Raw genomic sequence first — 23,570 nt, forward strand, 5'->3', positions numbered from 1 at the left:
CTAAACCACTCTTTCATGAGAAAGAAGCTATTCAATTATGCTCAAATCCTGCCCTTTTCGAATCCCTTACATTGACTCATTTCTAAAAACGAATGCCTTCATCATGCAGGTTTTTCTAATGTTTTTACTTTCATATGAAAAAAGTGTAAAATGTGAGCAAGGGTTCACATGTAAGCCCTTTATTATTGGAAAACTATTTTTGACAACAAAGGGGAGAACGTCAATGACAGACAATCGTCGCAATGTATTTTTCTTTTACAAAAAAGATCATGAATTGGATGGACACATTTCTTCTCTGGAGAAGCTCGCTACCGATCAAGGCTTTCAAGTCGTCAAGCGTGCAGAGGATGCCCATATTATTGCTTCAATTGGCGGGGATGGCACATTTCTTCAAGCAGTCCGCAAAACGAATTTCCGGGATGACTGCTTGTATGTAGGGGTATCAAAAACAGAGAATTCGCATCTATACTGCGATTTTTCATTAGAGCATTTTGATAAAATGATTGATGCCATGAACACTGAACAGATTGAAGTGAGAAAATATCCGATCATCGATGTAAGCGTTGACAGTACCAATCAGTTCCATTGCTTAAATGAACTGTCGATCCGCTCAAGCATTATTAAAACATTTGTGATCGATGTGTATATAGATGATTTCCACTTTGAAACATTTAGAGGAGACGGAATGATTATTTCTACTCCGACCGGCTCAACAGCCTACAATAAATCGGTAAACGGCGCCGTGGTTGATCCGATGCTCCCTTGTATGCAAGTCACAGAGCTTGCATCGCTAAACAACAACTCGTACCGTACACTGGGTGCTCCTTTCATCTTAAGCAGTGACCGCAAGCTAACGCTGAAGGTTGTGCAGGACGGAAACGACCATCCAATTATCGGGCTTGATAACGAAGCGCTTGGCACGAAACACGTCAAACAAATTGACATCGGCCTTTCAGGAAAAGTCATTAAAACAGTGAAATTAAAAGACAACTCCTACTGGGAAAAAGTAAAACGCAGATTCCTTTAATCAAAAGCTCCTTTATGGGGCTTTTTTTCATGTCTTTTCATTCACGGTCATGGTTATGGTATGATGTCACAAGTATGAATGTACGAAAAGGAGAACACGATGACATTACAACAATTTGATCAATATCCATTAAGCAATGAATTAAAACAAGCGCTAAAAGCACTTCACTTCCATACACCTACACCTGTTCAGCACGAGACATTATCCGTTGCTTTTTCAAAGCAGGATCTGATCGTCAAATCTCAAACTGGCAGCGGCAAGACCGCAGCCTATGGTTTGCCGATTTGTGAAATGGTCGATTGGGCTGAAAATAAACCTCAAGCCCTCATCCTCGTTCCAACACGAGAACTCGCCATGCAGGTCAAACAGGATCTCACAAGCCTTGGACGATTGAAACGAATCAAAGCCGCAGCCATTTATGGAAAAGCCCCTTTTCAAGCCCAAAAAGTAGAGCTTGCACAGAAAAACCACATTGTGTGCGGAACACCAGGCAGAATTTTGGATCACCTTGAGAAAGGTACTCTTTCATTAGAAAACCTCAAATTTTTCGTGTTAGATGAAGCGGATGAAATGCTGAACATGGGATTTATTGATCAAGTCTCTTCTATTATTCAGTATCTGCCGCCAAAGCGCATGTCAATGCTGTTTTCAGCGACCATGTCTGATGAGATGAAGAAATTGAGCGAACAGTTTTTACAATCACCAAAAGTGATTGAAATCGCACGCGCGGAAACGTCTGTACAACAAATCACCCACACCGTGATTGAAACGGAAGAAGAAGCAAAATTCTCCCTTCTTCAGCGTACGATCGTCATTGAAAATCCAGATAGCTGCATTATTTTCTGTAATACACAGGACAGAGTGAATGAACTCACAATGAAGCTGGACGAATGGGATGTGCCTTGTGACAAAATTCATGGAGGCATGAGACAGGAAGACCGCTTCGCTGTCATGGATGAATTCAAAAACGGTGAGTTCCGTTATTTGATCGCAACCGATATAGCAGCCCGGGGCATTGATGTCAGTGATATGACACATGTGATTCATTACGATCTGCCCTATGAAAAAGAGCGCTATATTCACCGAACAGGAAGAACTGGCAGAGCGGGGAAAAGCGGGAAAACCATTGCGTTTATGACCAAAAACGCAATGCCTCTGATTGATGAATTAAAGCAGGAAGCAGGTATTGATTTCCAGACGCAGCCTTATCCAACAAAGGAAGAAGCAGAGCAGTATGTAGAAAGCTTTGAAGAAAAGATTGAAACACCGATTCAAAAGGAAAATAAACAGGCAGGCGTTGAGAAGGATATTATGAAGCTTTATTTTAACGGCGGAAAGAAAAAGAAGCTGCGGGCCGTTGATTTCGTTGGGACCATTGCCAAAATAGAAGGCGTTGCCTTCGATGACATTGGGATTATTACCATTCAAGACACGAAAACATATGTCGATATTTTAAACGGCAAAGGCCCTCTTGTGCTGAATGCCATGCGCCATACAACCATTAAAGGCAAGCAGTTAAAAGTTCATGAAGCACGTTCATAAAAAGTGAAGGCTAAGCGCCTTTACTTTTTTATTTAAAATAAAATAAGCTTACAAACCTTGATACCGTCAGCCTTTCCGGCGTCCAACATGACAAATGTCATATCGAATACATGATGGGTGCTACTATGAGCATGACACCTTTCCTTCTATACTTTGAAGTAGAAAGAAACGGAAAGGACTTGAACGTTCATGACGACTTCAACAAACACACAGCAGCAAGCCACTTTAAGAAAACAAGTTGGCCAATTCTCTGGTGCTAATTCGAAAAAAAGTATCATTCAACTCTTTAATACATTTATTCCATTTTTGGGGCTTTGGTTTCTTGCCTATTATAGCCTGAACATCTCCTACCTTTTAACCCTCTTCTTTGCGGTTATAGCAGCTGGTTTTTTAGTACGTGTCTTTATTATTTTTCATGACTGCTGCCATCAATCCTTTTTTAAACAGAAACCGCTGAATCACCTGTTCGGTTTCTTAACAGGTGTACTCACCCTTTTCCCTTATCTTCAATGGCAAAGAGATCATTCGATTCACCATGCCACAAGCAGTAATCTAGACAAACGAGGTACTGGTGACATTTGGCTCCTGACAGTCAAAGAATATCAAGAAGCATCAATATGGACGAAATTTCGCTACAGATTTTATCGTAATCCTTTTGTGATGTTTATTTTGGGACCGATCTTTGTTTTCCTGTTTAAAAACCGTTTCAACGTCAAAAATGCTCGTAAAAAAGAGCGCTGGAACACCTATTTCACAAACGTATCGATTGTTTTGTTGGCAGGAGCGACCTATCTCCTTTTTGGCTGGGAAGGTTTGTTACTTGTCCAAGGTCCAATCTTTCTGATTTCTGGATCAATCGGTGTATGGCTGTTTTATGTGCAGCATACGTTTGAGGATTCTTACTTTGAAGCAGATGAACATTGGAATTATGTGCAGGCAGCTGTAGAAGGCAGTTCTTTTTACAAATTGCCAAAACTTCTTCAGTGGTTAACAGGCAATATCGGTTATCACCATGTCCATCATTTAAGTCCGAGGGTACCGAATTATCATTTGGAGCATGCTCATGAGCATAGTGAGCCGCTTCAAAATGTTCCAACCATCACTTTAAAAACAAGTATTGAGTCAATGAAATTTAGACTTTGGGATGAAGAAACGAAAGCATTCGTTACCTTTAAAGAAGCACGGCAATCTAAGAAGATGACCGTCCCTGTCATTAAAGGAGACATTCTGAAGAAAAATGCATAATTGGTGCAAGCTCTTTCTTACACTAGAAGGAGCTTGTTGTCATTTACAGGATGCAACCATAAGTTGAATTTGATAAAGTAAGGAAAAAGAACGAAAACGGAAAAGGTGGCACACGGATGAAAAAACAGTTTAAAATTCAAAAATTGCATGGGATTTCTCCCTATATATGGGCCATTTTTTTCATCCTGCCCTTCTATTTTATCTTTAAGACCCCATCGACTTTAAGCATTGTGATCGGTATCATTTTAAACGTCGTCTTTTTTGCCGTCTATCGTTTTGCCTTTGTCTCAAAAGGCTGGGCTTTATATGTATTCGGTCTTCTATTGATTGCGATTTCTACTGGCTATGTGATGCTCTACAGCTACATTTATTTCGCTTTTTGCATCGCCTATTTCAATGGGCATATTAAAAGAAAAGTACCCTTTTATATCTTATACTATATTCATCTAGGGAGCGCTGCCATTGCGGTGAACTTTAGCTTGATTTTAAAAAAGGGATGGTTTCTCACACAAATTCCTTTTGTTGTGATCACACTCATTAGTGCCATTCTCCTCCCTCTCAGCATTCGAAGCAGGAAAGAACGTGAACGGCTTGAAGAGAAATTAGAAAATGCCAATGAACGGATCGCTGACCTTGTAAAAATTGAAGAAAGGCAGCGCATTGCACGTGACTTGCATGATACCCTTGGACAAAAGCTTTCTCTTATCGGTTTAAAAAGTGATCTTGCCCGAAAACTCATCTATAAAGATCCTGAACAGGCTCGTGCCGAGCTCAAAAGCGTCCAGCAGACAGCCAGAACGTCTCTGAATGAAGTGCGGAAGATTGTTTCCTCCATGAAGGGCATACGAATCAAAGATGAACTGTCGAACATACAGCAAATTCTCGAAGCAGCCGGAATTGAATTGATTTATGATGAAAAGGAAGCGCCAAAACACATCTCTCTTCTTAACGAAAACATTGTGAGCATGTGCATCAAAGAGGCAGTGACAAATGTCGTCAAACATAGTAATGCGACCATCTGTAAAATCACCATTCATCAAAAATCAAAGGAAGCCATCATCACCGTCGAGGATGATGGGACATTTAAAGGCGATTATCCTCCCTCTCAAACGAAGGGTCATGGCCTTTTAGGAATTAGAGAAAGATTGGAATTTGCAAATGGGCGCCTGCGTATTGAGACAAAGGACGGAACAAAGCTGATCATGAGTATTCCAAATGATTCAGCAGCAAAAGAAAAGGAGGGGATGAAATGATCAACATCTTTATCGCAGAGGATCAGCAAATGCTGCTTGGTGCGCTCGGTTCACTTCTTGATTTAGAAGACGATATGAAGGTAGTTGGGAAAGGATCGAATGGCCAGGATGCCATCGATTTTGCCAAAAAACACCCTGTTGATATTTGCTTAATGGATATTGAAATGCCAGGAAAATCCGGACTTGATGCAGCGGAAGAGCTCAAAGGAACAGATGTGAAAATCATCATTTTAACGACCTTTGCCCGCTCTGGTTATTTCCAAAGGGCGCTCAAAGCTGGCGTCAGCGGCTATATGCTGAAAGACAGTCCAAGTGAAGATCTGGCAAGTGCCATTCGCAGTGTGATGAAAGGGAAAAAGGTGTACGCCCCTGAATTAATGGAAGACTTATATAGTGACGAAAATCCTTTAACAGAACGAGAGAAATCGGTCCTAGAACTCGTCGCAGACGGCAAAAACACAAAAGAAATTGCTAAGGAACTCAGCATTAAAAGCGGCACTGTCCGGAACTACATTTCCATTATTTTAGATAAGCTAGAAGTGAAAAACCGCATTGAAGCCATTACACGCTCAAAAGAAAAAGGCTGGTTTAAATAAGAAAAAAGATCAGGACACATGTGCCTTGATCTTTTTTTCTACCAAAAATCCCCCTCTATTTTTTATCACCAACTATCAAAATGCAATTGACAACAGACCGCACTCCTATGATATGATATCCAAGTGATAATAATTATCATTATCACTCGTGCAATCAAATACCCGGCTTATGTGCCGATTTCAAAGGAGTCTACATTCATGAAGAAAATATTGTTCCCTCTGATGCTCATCCTTGTACTTGCGTTGAGCGCATGTGGCAATAGCAGCAGCTCTTCCTCAAATAAAGGAAATCAATCAACATCATCAGACAAGATTACATATCAATCTGAAAATGGCCCTGTGAAGCTGCCAGCGCATCCAAAACGTGTCGTTGTACTCGGTTCTTACACGGGTAATGTCATGTCACTAGGTGTGAACCTAGTCGGCGTCGACTCTTGGTCAAAAAAGAACCCTCGCTTCCAAAAGGAATTGAAAGATGTGGAAGAAGTGTCGGATGCCAATGTGGAAAAAATCATGAAACTAAAGCCTGATGTCATCATTGGCTTAAGCAATACAAAAAATGTAGAAAAACTAAAAAAAATCGCGCCAACAGTTTTGTTTACGTATAACAAAGTCGATTACCTTCAGCAGCATATTGAAATTGGAAAAGTATTAAACAAAGAAAAAGAAGCCAAAGCATGGGTAAAAGATTTTAAAGAACGCGCAGCTGAAGCTGGAAAAGAAATCAAAGCGAAAATCGGTGAGGATGCGACGGTTTCTGTGTTTGAAAGCGGCACAAAAGATCTTTACGTGTTTGGAGATGCATGGGGCCGCGGCACAGAAATCCTCTACCAAGAAATGAAACTAAAAATGCCTGAAAAAGTGAAAGAAAAAGCATTAAAGGCTGGCTACTATGCGGTTTCACAAGAGGTCATTCCTGAGTTTGCTGGAGACTATATGATCATAAGTAAAAACAGCGAAATGGACAATTCCTATCAAAACAGTGAAATCTACAAGTCCATCCCAGCTGTGAAAAAACATCATGTGTATGAGGCAAATGCAGAAGAATTCTATTTTAATGATCCGCTCACACTCGACTATCAACTATCATTCTTTAAAAAGCACTTTTTAGGTAAATAAATTGAAGCAAGGGAGCCCTTCCCTTGCTTTTTTCTTGTCTGCTTCTAGCGGCAGCGCTTTTTTTCCGCTACAATTACATACAAGCGAATACAAAAAGTGTGGTGCTGGTTTTGTTTAAAATTTTACTGATTGAGGACGATACAACCCTCTTCCAAGAAATCAAAGAACGTCTAGTAAACTGGTCCTATGATGTTTATGGGATTCATGATTTTCAACAGGTGATGCAGGAATTCACTTCTGTTCAGCCTGATCTCGTCATTATTGATATACAGCTGCCAAAATACGATGGTTTTCACTGGTGCCGAATGATTCGGCATCATTCAAATGTACCGATCATCTTCCTCTCCTCTCGTGACCATCCTGCTGATATGGTCATGTCAATGCAGCTCGGTGCCGATGATTTTGTACAAAAGCCCTTTCACTTTGACGTGCTCATTGCCAAAGTCAGTGCCGTTCTTCGCAGGGTACATGATTACAATGCAGAACCTGCAAGCTTAAAGGTATGGTGCGGCGCTACGATCGACCTAGAAAAAAACACCGTCACAAATGATCACGGTGAAGTGGAATTAACGAAAAATGAACTGTTTATTCTCAAGGAATTGATTCAGCATAAAAATCATATTGTCAGCAGGGAATCACTCATTCAAGCACTGTGGGAGGATGAACGGTTTGTCAGTGACAATACACTCACTGTGAACGTCAATCGCCTTAGAAAAAAACTAGATGAGATCTCCCTTGGCACCTACATTGAGACAAAAGTGGGCCAAGGCTATCTTGCAAAAGAAAAGGATGATCAATGATGCTGCAAGCATTTTTAAAAGAACGAAGAAGCTGGATCCTGTTCTTTCTTAGTTTGCAGCTCCTCATTCTGTTTGTTGCTTATTTGGATACGACCATTCCACTGGCGTCTCTTTTTTATATTGTGTTATTGTCTACGTTTTTCATGATCGTCTTTCTCTTTTTCCGTTACCGTAAAGAAACGGCGTATTATGAGCGGCTGAAAGAATGGGATGATCATATTGATCATCAAATGCGGCTCACTCCATCTTCCCCATTTGAACAGCTTGTACATGATGCGACATCAGAGCAAATTGCCCGCTACCGGAAAATGGCAGCAGAGCAGCAAATCGCCCTTGAAGAAGAGAAGGATGAATTGCTCTCATGGATACATGAAGTGAAAACACCTCTCACAGCGATGCACTTAATGATTGACCGCTTAACAGAGCAGCCGCTGAAATCGAATATGACGTATGAATGGCTCAGAATTCATTTATTACTCGATGCCCAGCTGCACCAAAGCAGAATACGTCATATCGAAAATGATTTATTTATTGAACAGCTTGACCTGCAAAGCATCTTAGCGAAGGAAATCAAAGCGCTCCAATCATGGTGCATGCAAAAAGGAATCGGCTTTGAACTCACGCTAGAAGAACGTCACGTATTAAGTGATACAAAATGGTTATCCTTTATGATCAGACAGGTGCTCACAAATGCAGTTAAGTACAGTCATTCGTCCGATATTGCCATTGAAAGCAAGCGAATGAATGACCAAGTGATGCTGACGATCTCAGATCAAGGCAGAGGGATAGATCCAAGAGACCTGTCTCGTATTTTTGAAAAAGGCTTTACCTCAACGAGACATCACAATGACACCGCCTCAACAGGAATGGGGCTTTATTTAACGAAAAAAGGAGCAGACGCTCTTCATATCAAGATCGAGGTCAACTCCACGATAGACCAAGGCACAACCTTCACCTTTATCTTTCCGAAAAAGAATGATTTTGTGCATATTGCGAGCATGTGACAACAATGTCACATGCTCGTCTGTTTTGTTCGCCAAATCGAAGGAAGTGCGGCGGGCTTCTTTTTATACTAGAGGTATCAATTAAATAGAAAAAGGGGATCGACAAATGAACATTTTAGAAGCTCGCAAAATATATAAAAGCTATGGAAATAAATTCAACAAACAAGAGGTGCTGAGCGGCATTGATTTGACCATTGAAGCCGGAGAATTTGTCAGCATTATGGGGCCATCAGGCTCGGGGAAAACTACCCTTCTAAACGTATTGTCCTCTATCGATCATGTATCCAGTGGATCGATTCGTATCGCAGATGCTGAGATGACACAAATGAAGGATCAGCAGCTCGCAGAATTCAGAAAAAAGCAGCTTGGCTTTGTCTTTCAGGATTATAACTTACTTGATACACTCACGGTCAAAGAGAACATCCTCTTGCCATTATCCATCTCCAAAACGCCGAAAAAAGAAGCTTTTGAACGTTTTCAACAGCTCGCGGAGGACATGGGCATCTATGAACTAAGAGACAAATATCCGAATGAACTCTCTGGTGGGCAAAAGCAGCGGACATCAGCGGTTCGTGCCTTCATTCATGAGCCGAGTCTGATTTTCGCGGATGAACCTACCGGAGCGCTTGATTCCAAATCTGCATCTGATTTACTCAATAAGCTGCAAGATTTCAATCGCAAACGAAAAGCGACTATTGTCATGGTGACACATGATCCTGTCGCAGCCAGCTATTCAAGACGCGTCATTTTTATCAAGGACGGACAAATCTATACTCAGTTGAATAAAGGTGCTTTAGAGAGAAAGATGTTTTTCGAGGATATTATGAAAACGCAAGGTGTCTTAGGCGGTGTGAAGCATGAACATTAATCAGCTCGTCTTCCGTAACCTGAAGAAAAATTTGAAGAATTACTATTTATATGTGTTTGCTCTCGTGTTTAGTGTGGCGCTCTACTTTTCTTTTGTTACCTTGCAGTACTCACCAGCACTTGATGATGTAAAAGGGTCCATTAAAGGCGGTGCGTCGATTAAAGCCGCTTCGGTACTGCTCATTGCCATTGTTGGGATCTTCCTGTTATATGCGAACAGCATTTTTATTAAACGACGAGGGAAAGAAATAGGTCTCCTGCAGCTCATTGGCATGACGAAACAAAAAATTGCCAAACTGCTCAATGCAGAAAATTTTATCCTATACGTGTTCTCATTGGCTGTTGGCATCATAGCTGGATTTATCGGTTCAAAGCTCATGCTGATGGTGCTATTTAAAGTAACCGGCGTTAATGCCATCGCGCATCTGCATTTTTCAGGCATGGCCCTTCTGCAAACGCTCATTGTCTTTTTCATCATCTATGGATTAATTATGCTAAGAAATAGACGGTTTATTAGTAAACAGACAATTTTATCTTTGTTTAGAACCACGTCTTCTACAGAGCAGCGTGTGAAAAAGATCTCTGTGTTTGAAATCATCATTGGGGTTTTCGGTATTGTCTTGATCAGCTCAGGCTATTATATTTCTTCTCAGCTTTTTAGCGGCTCATATACGTCCATGCTTGAGTTATTTTCAGCAATGATTTATATTCTAGCCTCTGTCATTATCGGTACCTTTCTTTTTTATAAAGGCTCTGTTTCTTTCATTGCCAATATTGTACGGAAAAGAAAAAATGGCTATCTCGCCATTCATGAAGTCCTGTCTTTGTCATCTATTATGTTCCGATTAAAATCAAATGCACTGCTTTTAACGATTATTACAACCGTATCTGCACTTGCCATCGGGTTGTTATCTTTAAGCTACATTTCCTATTACTCAGCAGAAAAAACGGCTGAACAACAGATTCCATCACATTTTGTTATGGGCTCAGAGAAAGAAGCCGATACCTTCACTCGTGCACTTTCTGACAAACATATTGCGTATGAAAAAAAGCAGTTCAAGGTCATTCAAGCGGATTTTGATGCACATAAGATCATGGATTCGGAATTACAAAGTTTGAATAAGAATCCAAGAGTCTTGACACTGGCTGTGATCAGTGAGAAAAATGCACCTAATATTCATGTAGAAAACAACGAAGTCATCTTAAGCGGCTACAGTGATTTATTGAAGAAATTCATGCCGATTCAAAGTTCAGGTGATGTGAAACTTCTCATCAAGAAGCCGCTTGATTTAAAAGTCATTGATATGAAGAAAGATTACATCATCTCTTACAAATTCACTTTTGGCGGTCTGCCTGTTGCCGTCGTCAGTCAAAATGTCTTTGAGAAGCTTGACCAGCAGAAAGATCCTAAACTGCAGCTTGAGAATAGTCAATATCATGCGGTCAATATAAAAGATGATAAAAATCTTGAACAAGCCAATGATGTGTTTACATCTTTAAAACTAGGTGACGACAGCATGTCTCAATTAGCTTCAGCTCAGCAGCAAAAGCAAACAATGGGACTGATGATGTTTGTGGTTGGATTTTTAGGTCTAAGCTTCCTTGTGACATCAGGCTGTATTTTATACTTCAAACAGATGAATGAAAGTGAAGAAGAACAAAGCTCGTACACGATCTTACGTAAGCTTGGCTTTACAGAGAAAGATCTATTAAAAGGCATTCGACTCAAACAGCTATTTAACTTTGGGATTCCGCTCATCATCGGATTGCTGCACAGCTACTTTGCAGTTCAGTCTGGCTGGTTTTTATTCGGCGGTGAACTGTGGACACCAATGCTCATCGTCATGTCGATTTATACGGTTTTATATTCTGTCTTCGGATTCCTATCTGTCCAGTATTACAAAAAGGTCATTAAAGAATCCTTGTAATCTATTCCCCATAGGCCGCTGCCTATGGGGATATGTTTGTTTATGATGGAGTTGATTCAAACTTGTGCGATAGAATATGATCTCTTGCCGCATAAGCTTTGCGTTTGACCTCTTCTAGGTTCACACCAACAAGCTTTCCGCTTCGTTTCACTGCTTTTCCAGCCACATAGACAGAATCAACATTTGAAGGATGTGCCGTTTGGACAACCGCTCCAGCCGGATCTGTCATCGGCAGAAGATTCATGCTTGTCCGGTCGATCAGGATGAAATCAGCTTCTTTTCCAGGTGTGAGCGAGCCAATTTTATGATCAAGCTGTAATGCACGAGCCCCATTGATCGTTGCAGCTTCAAGCATTTGATGAGCAGAAATCCCAAGTTCAGGTCCTGGCATGATTCCCTCCATCAGCAATGATTGATTTTGAAGCGCGCGCTCTGCCTGAAGTCCGAATTTCATTTGAGCAAACAAATCTCCGCCTGTCGCTGTTACCACATCTACACCGAGCGTTGGAAGAACACCTTGTTCAATCGCAAGTCCTGTTACAGGATAACCGTGACCCATCATCATCTCAATTTCAGGTGTAATAGATATGGAGCTTCCGCTGTCTGCCAGCATCTTCATTTGATCCGCATCGATTGCATTGATATGCACCATGTTGAGGTCAGGTCCGAGTAACCCTGCTTTGTGAAGCCGCTCAATCGAACGATCCTCCGCTCCCCAGTTCCCAAAGCCAATGTGCATACTGCATAGAGCATCTAGAGACCGGGCTGTTTCGATTTCAAATACTGAAGTCTCCCAAGAGGAAAACTCTGGTCCACGAATCGCAAGCCCCATCGTCAAGAGCTGATCTGATGATTGAAAATGCGCTTTTTTCACGCGTGCTGCGTCCTCCATATTGGTGAGCGTGCTCTCCCTATCCCAATACTCAGCATCTCCAGAAGAGCCAAAAGCAAAAACAGCTCGAATGCCCGCATCTTTTAATCCTCCGATCAGCTCTTCTGTATGATCCATTGAATTGATCATCGTCCAGTCTAAACATGTGGTCACTCCTGCATCTAACGCCTCTAATGCCCCTAAATAATTTGCGATTCGATCATCGGATGGGCGTCTCATCGCACCATAGTTACCATAATAGATTTTGCTCAAATATGTCTGCAAAGACCAATCTGTGCCTATGCCTCTGATGACAGACTGCCACACATGACGATGTGTATCCACAAGCCCTGGCATGATCACCATATCGGACGCATCGACAATGTCAGCATCATTTGCTTCAATGAAAGGTCCGACCTCTAAAATGTGTGTCCCTTCAATTAATAAATCTCCTTTTTCTAAAAAACCTAAAGTTGGATCAAGTGTTAAAATCGCTGCATCTTTAAACAATGTTTTCTTCATCCATATCCCCCTTTTCAAATGACGAGGAAGAGTTCCCCCACCCTCACTGTCATTTTAAAACATAAAAGGATCAAATTAGAAGAAAAGTGACTTCACCAACTGTTTTATGAGCTGATTTTTTTGAAATAGTTGTAGATACGTTTTAATTTGGCCTCATGTTTCCCTTTTGGGCTTTCCATCATGCCGAACTCAAAAAACTTCACAGGTTTGATTCCGACATATTGTAAGAGGGCTCTTTTCATTAACATCTTGTGTGCATTTTGCAAAAAGAATAAAGGGTAGTTGGTTGGCCCTTGCATTGTCGATACACAAACAGCACTTTTTCCTTTTAACAGTCCTTCTGGAAGCAGCCCGCCTGTTTGACGATAAGCAAAATTCGCAGCAAACATGCGGTCAATAAAGCCAATCAGCATGGCTGGCGGCCGCCCCCACCAAATGGGATAAACGAACACGATTTTATCTGCCCATTTGATCTTTTCCTGATACACCCGAATGTCAGGGTCCTTATGCATATCACGCCTTTTTTTCTCTTCATTAAAAATCAGCACAGGATCAAATTCTTCTTTGTATAAATCGATGATTTTCACTTCATGAACAAGTGGATTTTCTTCACTGCCTTTCATAATTTCTTTTAAAAAAGCACCATTTAAACTATTGTGATGAGGGTGAGTATAAATAATGAGTAGATTCATGTGTTGTCTCCTTTTGTTATCATTTGATAACTAAATGATATACCCCTCTTAATTAGTTGTCAAATGATAATTGTTTTTTGATAATAATTTTGGTATGTTACATAGGAGGTGATAAACATGAAGCATCCCCATTTCTTCAAGGAATTCGTAGCATTTGCTTCTACTTTTTCAGAGCTAAAACATGCCCTGATGAGCAAAGTCAAACCGGCTGACCTAACGACCTTACAATACTTAATTCTAGAGCAGCTAGCTGTCAGCGAACCGCTTACGCCTAGTGAAATTGCCGACTGTCAGCACATGTCTCTTCCAAATGTCAGCAGAGAACTAAAAAAACTGCACGAGAAACAATTCATTGCTAGAGAAGAAGACCGTGATGACAAACGAAAACATGTCATTAAGCTGTCTGACAAAGGCCGTGCTTGTATGAACGAAGTCTTCCAGCATATCGAAGGGATGCTATTAGACAGCCTATCTTCCTCGGATATAGAACAAATGGATAATATCGTACAAGCTCTCCGCCTATTAAATCAAACGATTTTCAAAAAAGGACCTAAAAAAGCATGAGCGTATCGCTCATGCAAAGGATTTTTTATTTTATTAATCAAGAGATGCTAAAAAATATGTAATGAGACCGACAATGGGAATGATCGGGATCATGAATTTCAATGTGGTACTGGTATTCTTATATAAATTCCATAGCAACACTGGTATACCAAATGTCAACGTATCAAAAACAGCAAGAACTATTCCCTTTCGCTGTTCTTTATGAGCCATTCTAAAAACCCCCATTTACCAAACTTTTTTCACACAATAACCGGCTAATCCTGCAGATATTCCTCCATTAATCACTGCGCATGCTATACAGCTAGCAGGTCCCGTTAAACAAATATAATAACACGCTCCTAAAACCATTTAACGTAGCGGAAGAGATTCATTCGGGCCGCTTTGCTTTTTTAAGCAGTTCCAAAACTTGTTCCAACTAAAACTCGTTTGAATTTCTGAATCATCTGCCTGGAAAATTTTTTTATTTAATTCCATCATATCTTGCTTTGCACCATTTTCACCATAGGTAAAAGATCCTTTTAAAAACTCCCCTTTTTGGTTGATATGGAACTTATTTTTCAATTTTCCATTTTGGAAGAAATATGAGTGCAAATTTCCTTTCTCATCGTATTCTGCAAGTTGAATATAGTAAGCTTTTATTTGGCTCAATGAAACTGAAATGAAGGAAACATTGTCTAACAGCTGATTATCTGACTTCTTCTTTTTAAGATAAAAGTAAACAACATCCGTTTCAGCAGCGTTCAGATGAACCGCTGCACTTTCTCCATTTAATAGATAACCTTTCTTTTGGGCTAATTCTTTTGCCTTTAAAAATTGAGAGCTTTTTTTTGCCTTTTTTATGAGTTTTTCTTCTGTTTTAACATTTTGTATCTTTTTAAAAGGCTCCTCCTCCTTTATGGTAATAGCTTTTCCTACAGGAAATTGTCCGAATAAAAGTGCTATAAACAATAGCACACAAAACATTTTTCTTAACTTCATCATATATCCTCCTTTAGCAAATTTCATAAAATTATAACCTCTAAAGGAAAATAATGTAATAAACCTTTTTGCCAATAAAACCCACTAGTGGTAATGTATCATATATCCTATTTCTTATCATTTCCTATAGGCAATTGAATGTGATCTTCCTCTTGCGATGATAGTGACACTGGCTGAGGAGCCTTTCCAATACACAAAAAAAGCGCCGGACCTTACCTTCCAAGCGCTTCTTTGCTTTATCCTCTATGTATTTTATAAAATCAATTGATACGCAATGTATAACGCGACAAGCCAGATCATGACCGCTGAAGCTTTATTGATACGGTTCATCCACTTGCCGTTTGTATCTAACTTCCCTAGCATCTTCCCTAAAAAAGCGAGCCCAATAAACCATAACCAGGACACGATGATACAGGCGAGTGTAAATGCCAGTTTTTCTGCCCCGCTATATTGAAGCGAATTTGTTCCAATCACACCAATTGTATCAAGAATGGCGTGGGGATTTAAAAGTGAAACTGAACAGGCAAAGACAATTTGCTTTCTCGCAGGCATAAATTCCTGCTTCTCTTTAGCATCTGTTGATGAGCTTGTGTTCCACACGGACCATCCCATATAAACTAAAAAACAAAATCCAATGATATAAAGACCGATTTGCAGTACAGGAATGGTGAACACCACAACAGAAACCCCAATGACAGCTAATGCAATTAATAGTGTGTCACAAAGAGCAGCAGTGATAACGACAGGTAAGGCCTGATATAATCGCGGCTGAAGCGCTCCTTGCTGAAACACAAATACATTTTGTGCGCCCAATGGTAAAATGAGACCAAAGGCAAGCACAATTCCATGAATGATGGCAATGAACATCTTCTAACATTCTCCTTTTCCAGCAATTCTTACACATTTTATCATAGAACATCATGACCGCTTCCAGCGGATTTGATTTTCCGTAAAAAAAAGCGCTGGATGCTTCCATCCAAACGCTTTTCGTTTATTCATCATGATCCTTTTCGTGCAAGCTCTCTTTCTCTCAGCTCGACACGGCGGATTTTCGCTGACGGTGTTTTTGGCAGTTCGTCAATGAATTCAATTTCTCTTGGGTATTTGTAAGGTGCTGTTGTGTTTTTCACATGTGTCTGCAGCTCTTTGATCAGCTCATCACTTTGTGCTGATCCATCACGCAGGACGACATATGCCTTCACAATTGATCCTCTGATTTCATCTGGACTAGCCACAACCGCACATTCTTTGACTGCTGGGTGTTTGATCAGTGCATCTTCTACTTCAAACGGCCCAATGGTATAGCCTGAGCTGACGATGATATCATCTCTGCGGCTTTCAAACCAGAAGTACCCATCTTCGTCTTTTTTCGCGCGGTCACCGGTAATAAAGTAATTTCCGCGGCGCTGCGCTTTTGTACGCTCTGCATCTTTGTAGTATTCCTTAAATAACGCCGGCGTTTCGAGATGGACCGCAATGTCACCAACTTCTCCAGGAGCGCATACGCTACCGTCCTCATCAATGATCTCGACTTCGTTGCCAGGTGTTGGTTTTCCCATACTGCCTGGCTTGATGTCCATTCCTTTTAGCACCCCTACGAGCAGTGTGCTTTCTGTTTGGCCATAGCCATCTCGTACTTCTATATCAAAATGCTTTTTGAATGTATCAATGACTTCACGGTTCAACGGCTCTCCCGCAGAAACGGCACTATGCAGCTTTGGCAGCTCGTACTGACTCAAGTCATCTACTTTCGCCATAAAACGATATTCTGTCGGCGTACAGCATAGGACATTGATTTCATTTTTTTGAAGCAGCTCTAAGTACGTATTTGGATTGAATTTCCCTCCGTATACAAAGCCTTCTGCGCCACTTCCTAACACAGATAAGAGAGGGCTCCACACCCATTTTTGCCAGCCTGGCCCTGCTGTCGCCCATACTTTATCTCCCTCATTAATAGAGAGCCATGCTTTGGCAGCTGTGCGTAAATGTGCATACGCCCATCCGTGTGTATGAACAACCCCTTTTGGATGACCTGTCGTACCAGATGTATAGGATAAGAACGCCATGTCTGTACGTGTTGTTGAAGCCATTTGCAGCTCACTTGATTGTTGATCCTTTTGCGCTAGAATATTTGTCCAGCCATGATCGTTTTCACCGATTGAGAATGTTTTAAAATCGTTTGGCTGATTGGTTCCGTCGAACGATTGAATGAATGAAGAGTAAACAATCGCTCCCTTTGCTTCTGCATGTTCAATTCGGTAATCTAAATCTTTTGCACGCAGCATTTCTGAACAAGGAATGACGACCATTCCTGTTTTCAAAATTGCTAAATAAATGCTGTATGCCTCTAGCATGCGCGGCACCATCACAATGATTTTATCGCCTTTTTTAAAGCTTGCATTTAATAATACATGACCAATTTTATTTGCTTCTTCCACTAAAGCTGCATACGTCACATGCGCTTCGTGGCCATTTCCATCCTGCCAGTGCAGGGCCATTTTCTCCTTGTCATGACTGAACGCTTCAATCTCACTGACTAAGTTATATTGTTCTGGTGCAATTAAGTCTTCTCTTTTCATGGTACAGCTCCTTTTAGCCTCTTTCTATGAAACGAAACATGTTTCAATTTACCTATTCTAACACTCATAACTGAAAAATGCTTGAATTAGGACCTACTCCTAGTATTATGCCATAATTTTTTTCATTCGTCTTCTTTTTTAGAAATATTCAAACTATTTTTATGTACAAAAAGAAAAGAGCGGGAATGATCCCGCTCCTAAGCCATAACTTTTTAATTGTGTGTCTTAGAAAGATCCGCCACCCATATGTTGTTGAGCGTAAGATACAAGACGCTTAGTGATTTCTCCACCAACTGATCCGTTAGCGCGAGATGTTGTTTCTGCACCAAGGTTTACACCGAATTCAGAAGCGATTTCGTACTTCATTTGGTCGATTGCTTGTGCAGCGCCTGGTACTAGTAATTGGTTAGAACTGCTTTGTCTGTTTTGTTGAGCCATGTGTTCTCACCTCCTTGTGAATATAGAATGTGTAGAAACACATGACTTCATGCGATTGATTTTATGGTAATTATTATGAAATTTTTGTTTTAGAATAAATCAGCGAATTCGTCTGCCGCTTTCTTCTCATTTGTGACGATGATCGTTTCCATTTGATCCACTGCCTCGTCGAGCATCGGCTCGAAATCAGCAAAGCTTTCGTAGCGTTCTACTTTCTCAAGCTTTGGTTTTGTTTTAGGAGATGGCGGCGTAAAGATCGTGCAGCAATCCTCGAAAGGCTGAATACTTGTCTCGTAAGTGCCAATTCGTCTCGCTTCATCAATAATGTCATTTTTATCAACAGCAATGAGCGGTCGAATGATTGGTGTATTGGTCACATGGTTAATCGCATACATGCTTTCCAGTGTCTGACTTGCGACTTGTCCAAGGCTTTCACCCGTAATAATCGCAAGAGCATCACGCTTCGCTCTTATTTTATCAGCTATTTTCAGCATCATTCTTCTTGTAGATGTCATCGTATAGTTTTCAGGTACTTGTTTGTGAATCAGCTCTTGAATTTTTGTAAAAGGAACGATGTGAAGCTTCACTTCGCCTCCATATGCTGCTAAGCATTCTGTAAGATCAATGACCTTTTGCTTGGCACGTTCACTTGTATATGGGGGACTAAAAAAATGTACAGCCTCAATTTGAATTCCGCGTTTCATTGCTTGATAGCCGGCAACTGGGCTGTCAAAGCCGCCTGAAAGCATGAGCATCGCTCTTCCGCTTGAACCAACCGGCAGGCCGCCTGCACCCTTGACATCTTTAAATGTAATATACGTCGCATGTTCTCTTATTTCAATGCGCAAATGTACATCCGGCTGTTTGACATTGACCGTTAAGTTTTCCGTATTCTTCAGCACATGTCCGCCAATTTCGCGGTTCATTTCATTTGAATCAAGTTCAAATTGTTTATAAGAGCGTTTCGTTGAGACCTTAAATGTATTTCCTTGTTCATATACTTCCTGTACCGCTGTGAGTGACGCTTCTTTGATGGCATCGAGATTTGTCTCACATTTCACCGCAAGACTAAAGCTTTGAATGCCAAATACACTTTTGAGCTGTTCTGAAATCGGTTCAGGATCTTCTCCGTTCAGCATGATCGTGATGCGGTCTCTGTCAGATGCATACTTTAATGCTTCAAAGTCTTTCAATACAAACCGGATATGCTGCCTTAGTTTTTCAATAAATTTCTTTCTATTCTTCCCTTTTGTTGAAATCTCACCAAAACGGACTAAAATATGATCATATTTCATGCTGTTATCTCATTCCTTTTAGTTTTTTTACACTTTGTGCGATCGATGTGATGATTTGCGGCGCTAGCTCTGGTCCTTGTCCAAATGTCAAACTGATTCTCATACTGCTTTTGGCCACTTCTTCTGCTTTCCCCATCGCTAGCAGCACACGGCTTGGCTCTTTTTTCTTGGCTGAGCAGGCAGAGGTTGTCGAGACATACATGCCTTCTTTTTCAAGCATATGGAGAAGAACCTCGATTTGAATACCTGGCACTGAAAAATTCACAATGTGCGGCGCACTTTGCGTCAGCGGTGTGTTGATGACAATACCTTCTATTTCTCCAAGCTGTTTTTGCAGCTGCGTTTTTAAGTTAAGCATTTCATCATGATAATTTTTCAGCCGTTCGAATGATTGTTTCATGGCTTTTGCTAAGCTGACAGCACCAGCAGGGTTTTCAGTACCTGACCGTAGTCCTAATTCCTGCTCCCCTCCTGTGATGAAAGGGGCAAGCACAACATCTTTTTTTAAAAAGAGCGCTCCTGTCCCTTTTAAGCCATGAATTTTGTGGCCAGATATCGTCAAAAGATCCACATCCAGCTGTTTATTAAGTGCTACTCTGCACATTCCCTGGACCCCGTCGACATGAAAAAGGGCATTTTCGGCATGCTCACGAATGATGCCAGCAGCTTCTTCAATCGGCTGGATGGCACCCGTTTCGTTATTGACATGCATCATGCTGACCAGTACTGTATCAGGGCGTAGCACTTCTTTTAAATGATTCATATCAGCATGGCCATGCTCATTTACTTGAATATAGGAGATATCAAAACCAAATAAAGCCTTCAGCTGTTCAAACGATTCGATGACAGAGGGGTGTTCAATTGCTGTTGTCACAATATGTTTCCCCCGGTTCATTTTGGCTAGAGCTGCTCCTTTAATGGCAATGTTATTTGCTTCTGTTGCGCCAGAAGTGAAAATAATCTCATATTGTTTCAATCCTGTATAGTGAAGCATTTGTTTTCTCGTTTCACTTAGCAGCCGGCTGGCATCAATTCCGAGCTGATGAAGCGAAGACGGATTACCAAAAAAACGCTCACTCACTTGCTGATATACTTGTAAAACCTCTGGATAAGGCTTGGTTGTTGCACTATTATCAAGATAGATCATATTGTAACTCCTTACAAAAAGCTTAAAAAATAAATGCATTTATATGTTACCATAATGAAGTCAGACAGAGAATTTTCTGAAAATGGCAGTTGACAACTTTTCATTTTCACTATATCATCCATAGTGCAATTGTCACACGATCATCAAAATTGTCAGAATATTTTAATTTGACACACTACACTGATTAAGGAGGAACTATTTTGAAAAATAGTTTAAGTATAAAAGAGACGCTAGCCATTGGTCTAATGCTTTTTGCATTATTCTTTGGCGCAGGAAATATGATTTTCCCACCTGTTCTTGGACAATATGCGGGTGAGAATGTATGGCTTGCCATCGGTGGATTTTTACTCACAGGAGTAGGTCTTCCGCTTCTAGGGGTGATTGCAGTCGCCCTTACAGGTACCGGTGCAAAAGGCCTTGCGGATAAAGCGCACCCAAAATTCGGGACCATCTTCACCGTTATTCTGTATTTATCCATCGGACCATTTTTCGCTATTCCGCGAACTGGTACGGTTTCATACGAGATAGGATTAGCTCCATTTCTGTCAGGGGCACAGTCCACTTCATGGGTACCACTATTCATCTTTACCGTTGTGTTTTTCACTATTTCATACCTGCTTGCTTTAAATCCTTCAAAGCTGGTTGATCGAATTGGTAAAATTTTGACACCGATCTTATTAACTGTTATTGCCATTATTGTCATTAAAGCCATTGCTACGCCAATGGGAATGATCGGTGCTCCTGATGCAACATATGAAGCAAACCCGCTCTTCACTGGATTTTTAGAAGGCTATAAAACAATGGATGCTCTTGCTTCTATCGTATTTGGGATCGTCGTGGTGACGGCTGTTAAGGAAAGAGGCATCACGGAGCGTAAATCTCTTGCAGCGGCTTGTATTAAAGCAGGACTCGTGGCAGCTGTTGGGCTGGCATTGGTGTACATTTCACTTGCTTATGTGGGTGCTTCAAGTCCCGATGCGACGGGAATGGTTGGAGCAAATGACGGCGGCAAACTGCTTTCACTTTCTGCCAACTTTTTATTCGGTTCTGCTGGAAACATTGTACTTGGCGCAGCCATTTTATTCGCTTGTTTAACGACTAGTGTTGGACTTATTTCATCCTGTGGGGAATATTTTTCAAAGCTCATCCCTAGCCTTTCTTATCGCACAGTCGTTCTAATTGTTTCTTTATTTAGTACACTGGTTGCAAACCTTGGTTTGGCACAAATTATCTCTCTATCTGTTCCAGTTCTTGTGACAATCTATCCACTGGCAATTGTCATTATTTTATTGTCATTCCTTGATCGCTGGATTAACGGAAGAAGACTCATTTATATCGTATCTCTTATCTTTACTGGTTTCTTTGCCATCATTGATGGATTATTAGCTGCCAAAGTGAACCTCGGTGACTTGCCTGACATCTTAGATTCAATCGTACCGTTTTACGATTTAGGCATTGGCTGGATCTTACCAGCTATTATCGGTGCTGTGGTTGGTTTACTTATTTCGATGTTTACCAGCCCGCCCAAACAGCTCGCCTCATAGTCATAAACCGAAACATCCCCTTCTTCATTGGAAGGGGATGTTTTTTATTGTTCTCCATATACTAAAATAGAAAAATTCATGACTTTTGTACGAAAACACATGTTGACATCAGGCGTACATCCTTTATAATTAGTGAATGTTAATGATGAACGGTTACTTAGCAACTAATTAACAGAATATTTCAACATAATAATGGAGGCTTTAAATGCAATGAAGGCAACTTTGTCGACGAAAGATACAGTTATTATCGGTTTTATGTTATTTGCTCTATTCTTCGGCGCCGGAAATATGATTTATCCACCAGAGCTTGGGCAATATGCTGGGCAAAATGTGTGGAAAGCAATGGGCGGATTTTTATTAACAGGTGTCGGTTTACCTCTTCTAGGGATTATTGCGATCGCTTTAACAGGTCGAGATGCGAAAGGATTAGCTGATAAAGCTCACCCAGCTTTTGGAACAGCGTTTACCGTCATTTTATATTTATCTATTGGGCCGCTTTTCGCTATTCCTCGTACAGGAACGGTTTCATATGAAATTGGTGCATTACCCTTTTTAGCAGGTGTACCAGCTTGGCTCTCACTTCTTTTATTCACACTTGTCTTTTTTGGTATTACATATTATCTTGCTCTAAATCCAACGAAGATTGTGGATCGTGTAGGGAAAGTGTTAACACCAATTAAATTTACGATTATTTTTATTATTATTGTCAAAGCCATTTTAACGCCGATGGGCGCCGTTGGCACACCTGATGTATCCTATAGCAGCGGATCATTTTTCAAAGGATTTCTAGAGGGCTATAAAACAATGGATGCTCTTGCTTCTATTGTGTTTGGGGTTGTTGTCATCAACGCCATTAAAGGACGCGGTGTGACAAGTAAAAAGGCACTGACTTCTGCTTGTATCAAAGCGGGTCTGATTGCAGCTTGCGGATTAACATTTGTTTATCTATCTCTTGCTTATTTAGGCGCTTCAAGTACACACGCCATTGGTTTTGTTGGAGATGGCAGTAAAATCTTGGCTCAGTCTTCTCAATTCCTATTTGGCAGTTTAGGAAATATTGTGTTGGGTGCCGCGATTACGGTTGCTTGTTTAACAACAAGTATCGGTCTCGTTACATCATGCGGAGAGTATTTCTCAAATTTATTACCTAAACTTTCTTATAAAATGGTCGTAACACTAGTGACATTATTTAGTTTTATCATTTCAAATTTTGGACTTGCTCACATTATCGCTTTCTCTGTACCGGTTTTAACTGCGATTTATCCGCTAGCGATTGTCATCATTGTGTTATCGCTGGCAGATAAATGGCTTGGTCAAAGAAGACCTGTTTATGTCCTTACTTTGATTTTAACTGGCTGCGTCAGTTTGTTTGACGGCTTAGTAGCAGCGAAACTCCCGATTGGACCAGTGGAGGATCTCTTTCAAACGATATTACCTTTATATGACCTTGGTATTGGCTGGGTTGTTCCTGCTATTTTCGGAGTGGTCATTGGGTTCGTTCTTTCTCTTTTCACTTCTTCTGCTTCCCAAAAGCGGGAGAAACAAGCATCTTAACAGAA

The 23,570-nt window shown here is 40.8% G+C and carries 21 protein-coding genes; 13 read left to right on the plus strand and 8 right to left on the minus strand.

What is annotated here, in order from left to right; genetic code table 11:
* Positions 1–223 precede the first annotated feature (223 nt).
* The 10 genes from C6344_RS08985 (at position 224) to C6344_RS09030 (ending at position 11,381) form a co-directional block, all read left to right on the plus strand.
* A complete protein-coding gene (locus C6344_RS08985) occupies positions 224–1,027 on the plus strand; it encodes an NAD kinase (protein ID WP_003216672.1) in 804 nt (267 codons plus the stop codon).
* A 99-nt stretch (positions 1,028–1,126) separates the two neighbouring features.
* Positions 1,127–2,569 (plus strand): DEAD/DEAH box helicase, encoded by a 1,443-nt coding sequence (locus C6344_RS08990; protein ID WP_060596994.1) that lies wholly within the window; start codon positions 1,127–1,129, stop codon positions 2,567–2,569.
* Between the two features lie 189 nt (positions 2,570–2,758).
* The gene (desA, locus tag C6344_RS08995) at positions 2,759–3,814 is read left to right on the plus strand and encodes a Delta(5) desaturase DesA (RefSeq protein WP_066030558.1); all 1,056 of its coding nucleotides are present in this window, start codon (positions 2,759–2,761) and stop codon (positions 3,812–3,814) included.
* A gap of 116 nt (positions 3,815–3,930) precedes the next feature.
* Complete coding sequence (locus tag C6344_RS09000) at positions 3,931–5,067, plus strand: sensor histidine kinase (RefSeq protein ID WP_060596996.1); 1,137 nt, start codon at positions 3,931–3,933, stop codon at positions 5,065–5,067.
* Positions 5,064–5,663: a response regulator transcription factor gene (locus tag C6344_RS09005; RefSeq protein WP_060596997.1), complete on the plus strand. Its 600-nt coding sequence runs from the start codon at positions 5,064–5,066 to the stop codon at positions 5,661–5,663. The genes C6344_RS09000 and C6344_RS09005 overlap by 4 nt, the downstream gene beginning before the upstream one ends.
* A gap of 198 nt (positions 5,664–5,861) precedes the next feature.
* Entirely contained in the window at positions 5,862–6,782 is a 921-nt protein-coding gene (locus tag C6344_RS09010; RefSeq protein ID WP_066030557.1) for an iron-hydroxamate ABC transporter substrate-binding protein, read from the plus strand.
* A 110-nt stretch (positions 6,783–6,892) separates the two neighbouring features.
* Complete coding sequence (locus C6344_RS09015) at positions 6,893–7,582, plus strand: response regulator transcription factor (protein WP_148660152.1); 690 nt, start codon at positions 6,893–6,895, stop codon at positions 7,580–7,582.
* Positions 7,582–8,586 carry a sensor histidine kinase gene (locus tag C6344_RS09020; RefSeq protein ID WP_060596999.1) on the plus strand — a complete coding sequence of 335 codons (1,005 nt, stop codon included), beginning with the start codon at positions 7,582–7,584 and terminating at the stop codon, positions 8,584–8,586. Before C6344_RS09015 ends, C6344_RS09020 begins: the two co-directional genes overlap by 1 nt.
* A 106-nt stretch (positions 8,587–8,692) precedes the next feature.
* Positions 8,693–9,454, plus strand: coding sequence for an ABC transporter ATP-binding protein (locus tag C6344_RS09025; RefSeq protein ID WP_012010889.1), 762 nt, complete (start codon positions 8,693–8,695; stop codon positions 9,452–9,454).
* Entirely contained in the window at positions 9,444–11,381 is a 1,938-nt protein-coding gene (locus C6344_RS09030) for an ABC transporter permease (protein ID WP_066030556.1), read from the plus strand. The genes C6344_RS09025 and C6344_RS09030 overlap by 11 nt, the downstream gene beginning before the upstream one ends.
* A gap of 40 nt (positions 11,382–11,421) precedes the next feature.
* On the opposite strand, the gene C6344_RS09035 is transcribed toward C6344_RS09030, so the two are convergent.
* The gene (locus C6344_RS09035) at positions 11,422–12,774 is read right to left on the minus strand and encodes an amidohydrolase family protein (protein ID WP_106039680.1); all 1,353 of its coding nucleotides are present in this window, start codon (positions 12,772–12,774) and stop codon (positions 11,422–11,424) included.
* A 104-nt stretch (positions 12,775–12,878) separates the two neighbouring features.
* On the minus strand, positions 12,879–13,466 hold the full coding sequence (locus tag C6344_RS09040) for an NAD(P)H-dependent oxidoreductase (RefSeq protein ID WP_060597004.1): 588 nt from the start codon (positions 13,464–13,466) through the stop codon (positions 12,879–12,881).
* Between the two features lie 117 nt (positions 13,467–13,583).
* Here C6344_RS09040 and C6344_RS09045 point away from each other — a divergent pair, with 117 nt between their 5' ends.
* Entirely contained in the window at positions 13,584–14,030 is a 447-nt protein-coding gene (locus tag C6344_RS09045) for a MarR family winged helix-turn-helix transcriptional regulator (RefSeq protein ID WP_106072880.1), read from the plus strand.
* A gap of 348 nt (positions 14,031–14,378) precedes the next feature.
* On the opposite strand, the gene C6344_RS09050 is transcribed toward C6344_RS09045, so the two are convergent.
* The 6 genes from C6344_RS09050 to C6344_RS09075 form a co-directional block, all read right to left on the minus strand.
* On the minus strand, positions 14,379–15,008 hold the full coding sequence (locus C6344_RS09050) for a hypothetical protein (protein ID WP_106072881.1): 630 nt from the start codon (positions 15,006–15,008) through the stop codon (positions 14,379–14,381).
* A 252-nt stretch (positions 15,009–15,260) separates the two neighbouring features.
* The gene (locus C6344_RS09055) at positions 15,261–15,875 is read right to left on the minus strand and encodes a LysE/ArgO family amino acid transporter (protein WP_106036963.1); all 615 of its coding nucleotides are present in this window, start codon (positions 15,873–15,875) and stop codon (positions 15,261–15,263) included.
* A 131-nt stretch (positions 15,876–16,006) separates the two neighbouring features.
* Positions 16,007–17,587: an acyl-CoA synthetase MbcS gene (gene mbcS, locus C6344_RS09060; RefSeq protein WP_106072882.1), complete on the minus strand. Its 1,581-nt coding sequence runs from the start codon at positions 17,585–17,587 to the stop codon at positions 16,007–16,009.
* 225 nt (positions 17,588–17,812) lie between these two features.
* Complete coding sequence (locus C6344_RS09065; RefSeq protein WP_024424829.1) at positions 17,813–18,025, minus strand: alpha/beta-type small acid-soluble spore protein; 213 nt, start codon at positions 18,023–18,025, stop codon at positions 17,813–17,815.
* An 89-nt stretch (positions 18,026–18,114) separates the two neighbouring features.
* Positions 18,115–19,320 carry a tRNA uracil 4-sulfurtransferase ThiI gene (gene thiI / locus C6344_RS09070; protein ID WP_106039677.1) on the minus strand — a complete coding sequence of 402 codons (1,206 nt, stop codon included), beginning with the start codon at positions 19,318–19,320 and terminating at the stop codon, positions 18,115–18,117.
* Positions 19,321–19,324: 4 nt separating this feature from the next.
* Complete coding sequence (locus tag C6344_RS09075) at positions 19,325–20,467, minus strand: cysteine desulfurase family protein (protein WP_060597009.1); 1,143 nt, start codon at positions 20,465–20,467, stop codon at positions 19,325–19,327.
* 200 nt (positions 20,468–20,667) lie between these two features.
* On the opposite strand from C6344_RS09075, the gene brnQ (C6344_RS09080) reads away from it, so the two are divergent.
* Entirely contained in the window at positions 20,668–22,011 is a 1,344-nt protein-coding gene (gene brnQ / locus C6344_RS09080; RefSeq protein ID WP_060597010.1) for a branched-chain amino acid transport system II carrier protein, read from the plus strand.
* Between the two features lie 210 nt (positions 22,012–22,221).
* Positions 22,222–23,565 carry a branched-chain amino acid transport system II carrier protein gene (brnQ, locus tag C6344_RS09085; protein ID WP_060597011.1) on the plus strand — a complete coding sequence of 448 codons (1,344 nt, stop codon included), beginning with the start codon at positions 22,222–22,224 and terminating at the stop codon, positions 23,563–23,565.
* Positions 23,566–23,570 lie beyond the last annotated feature (5 nt).

Source organism: Bacillus sp. GBSW19 (assembly GCF_002998655.1).
Classification (GTDB): Bacteria; Bacillota; Bacilli; order Bacillales; family Bacillaceae; genus Bacillus.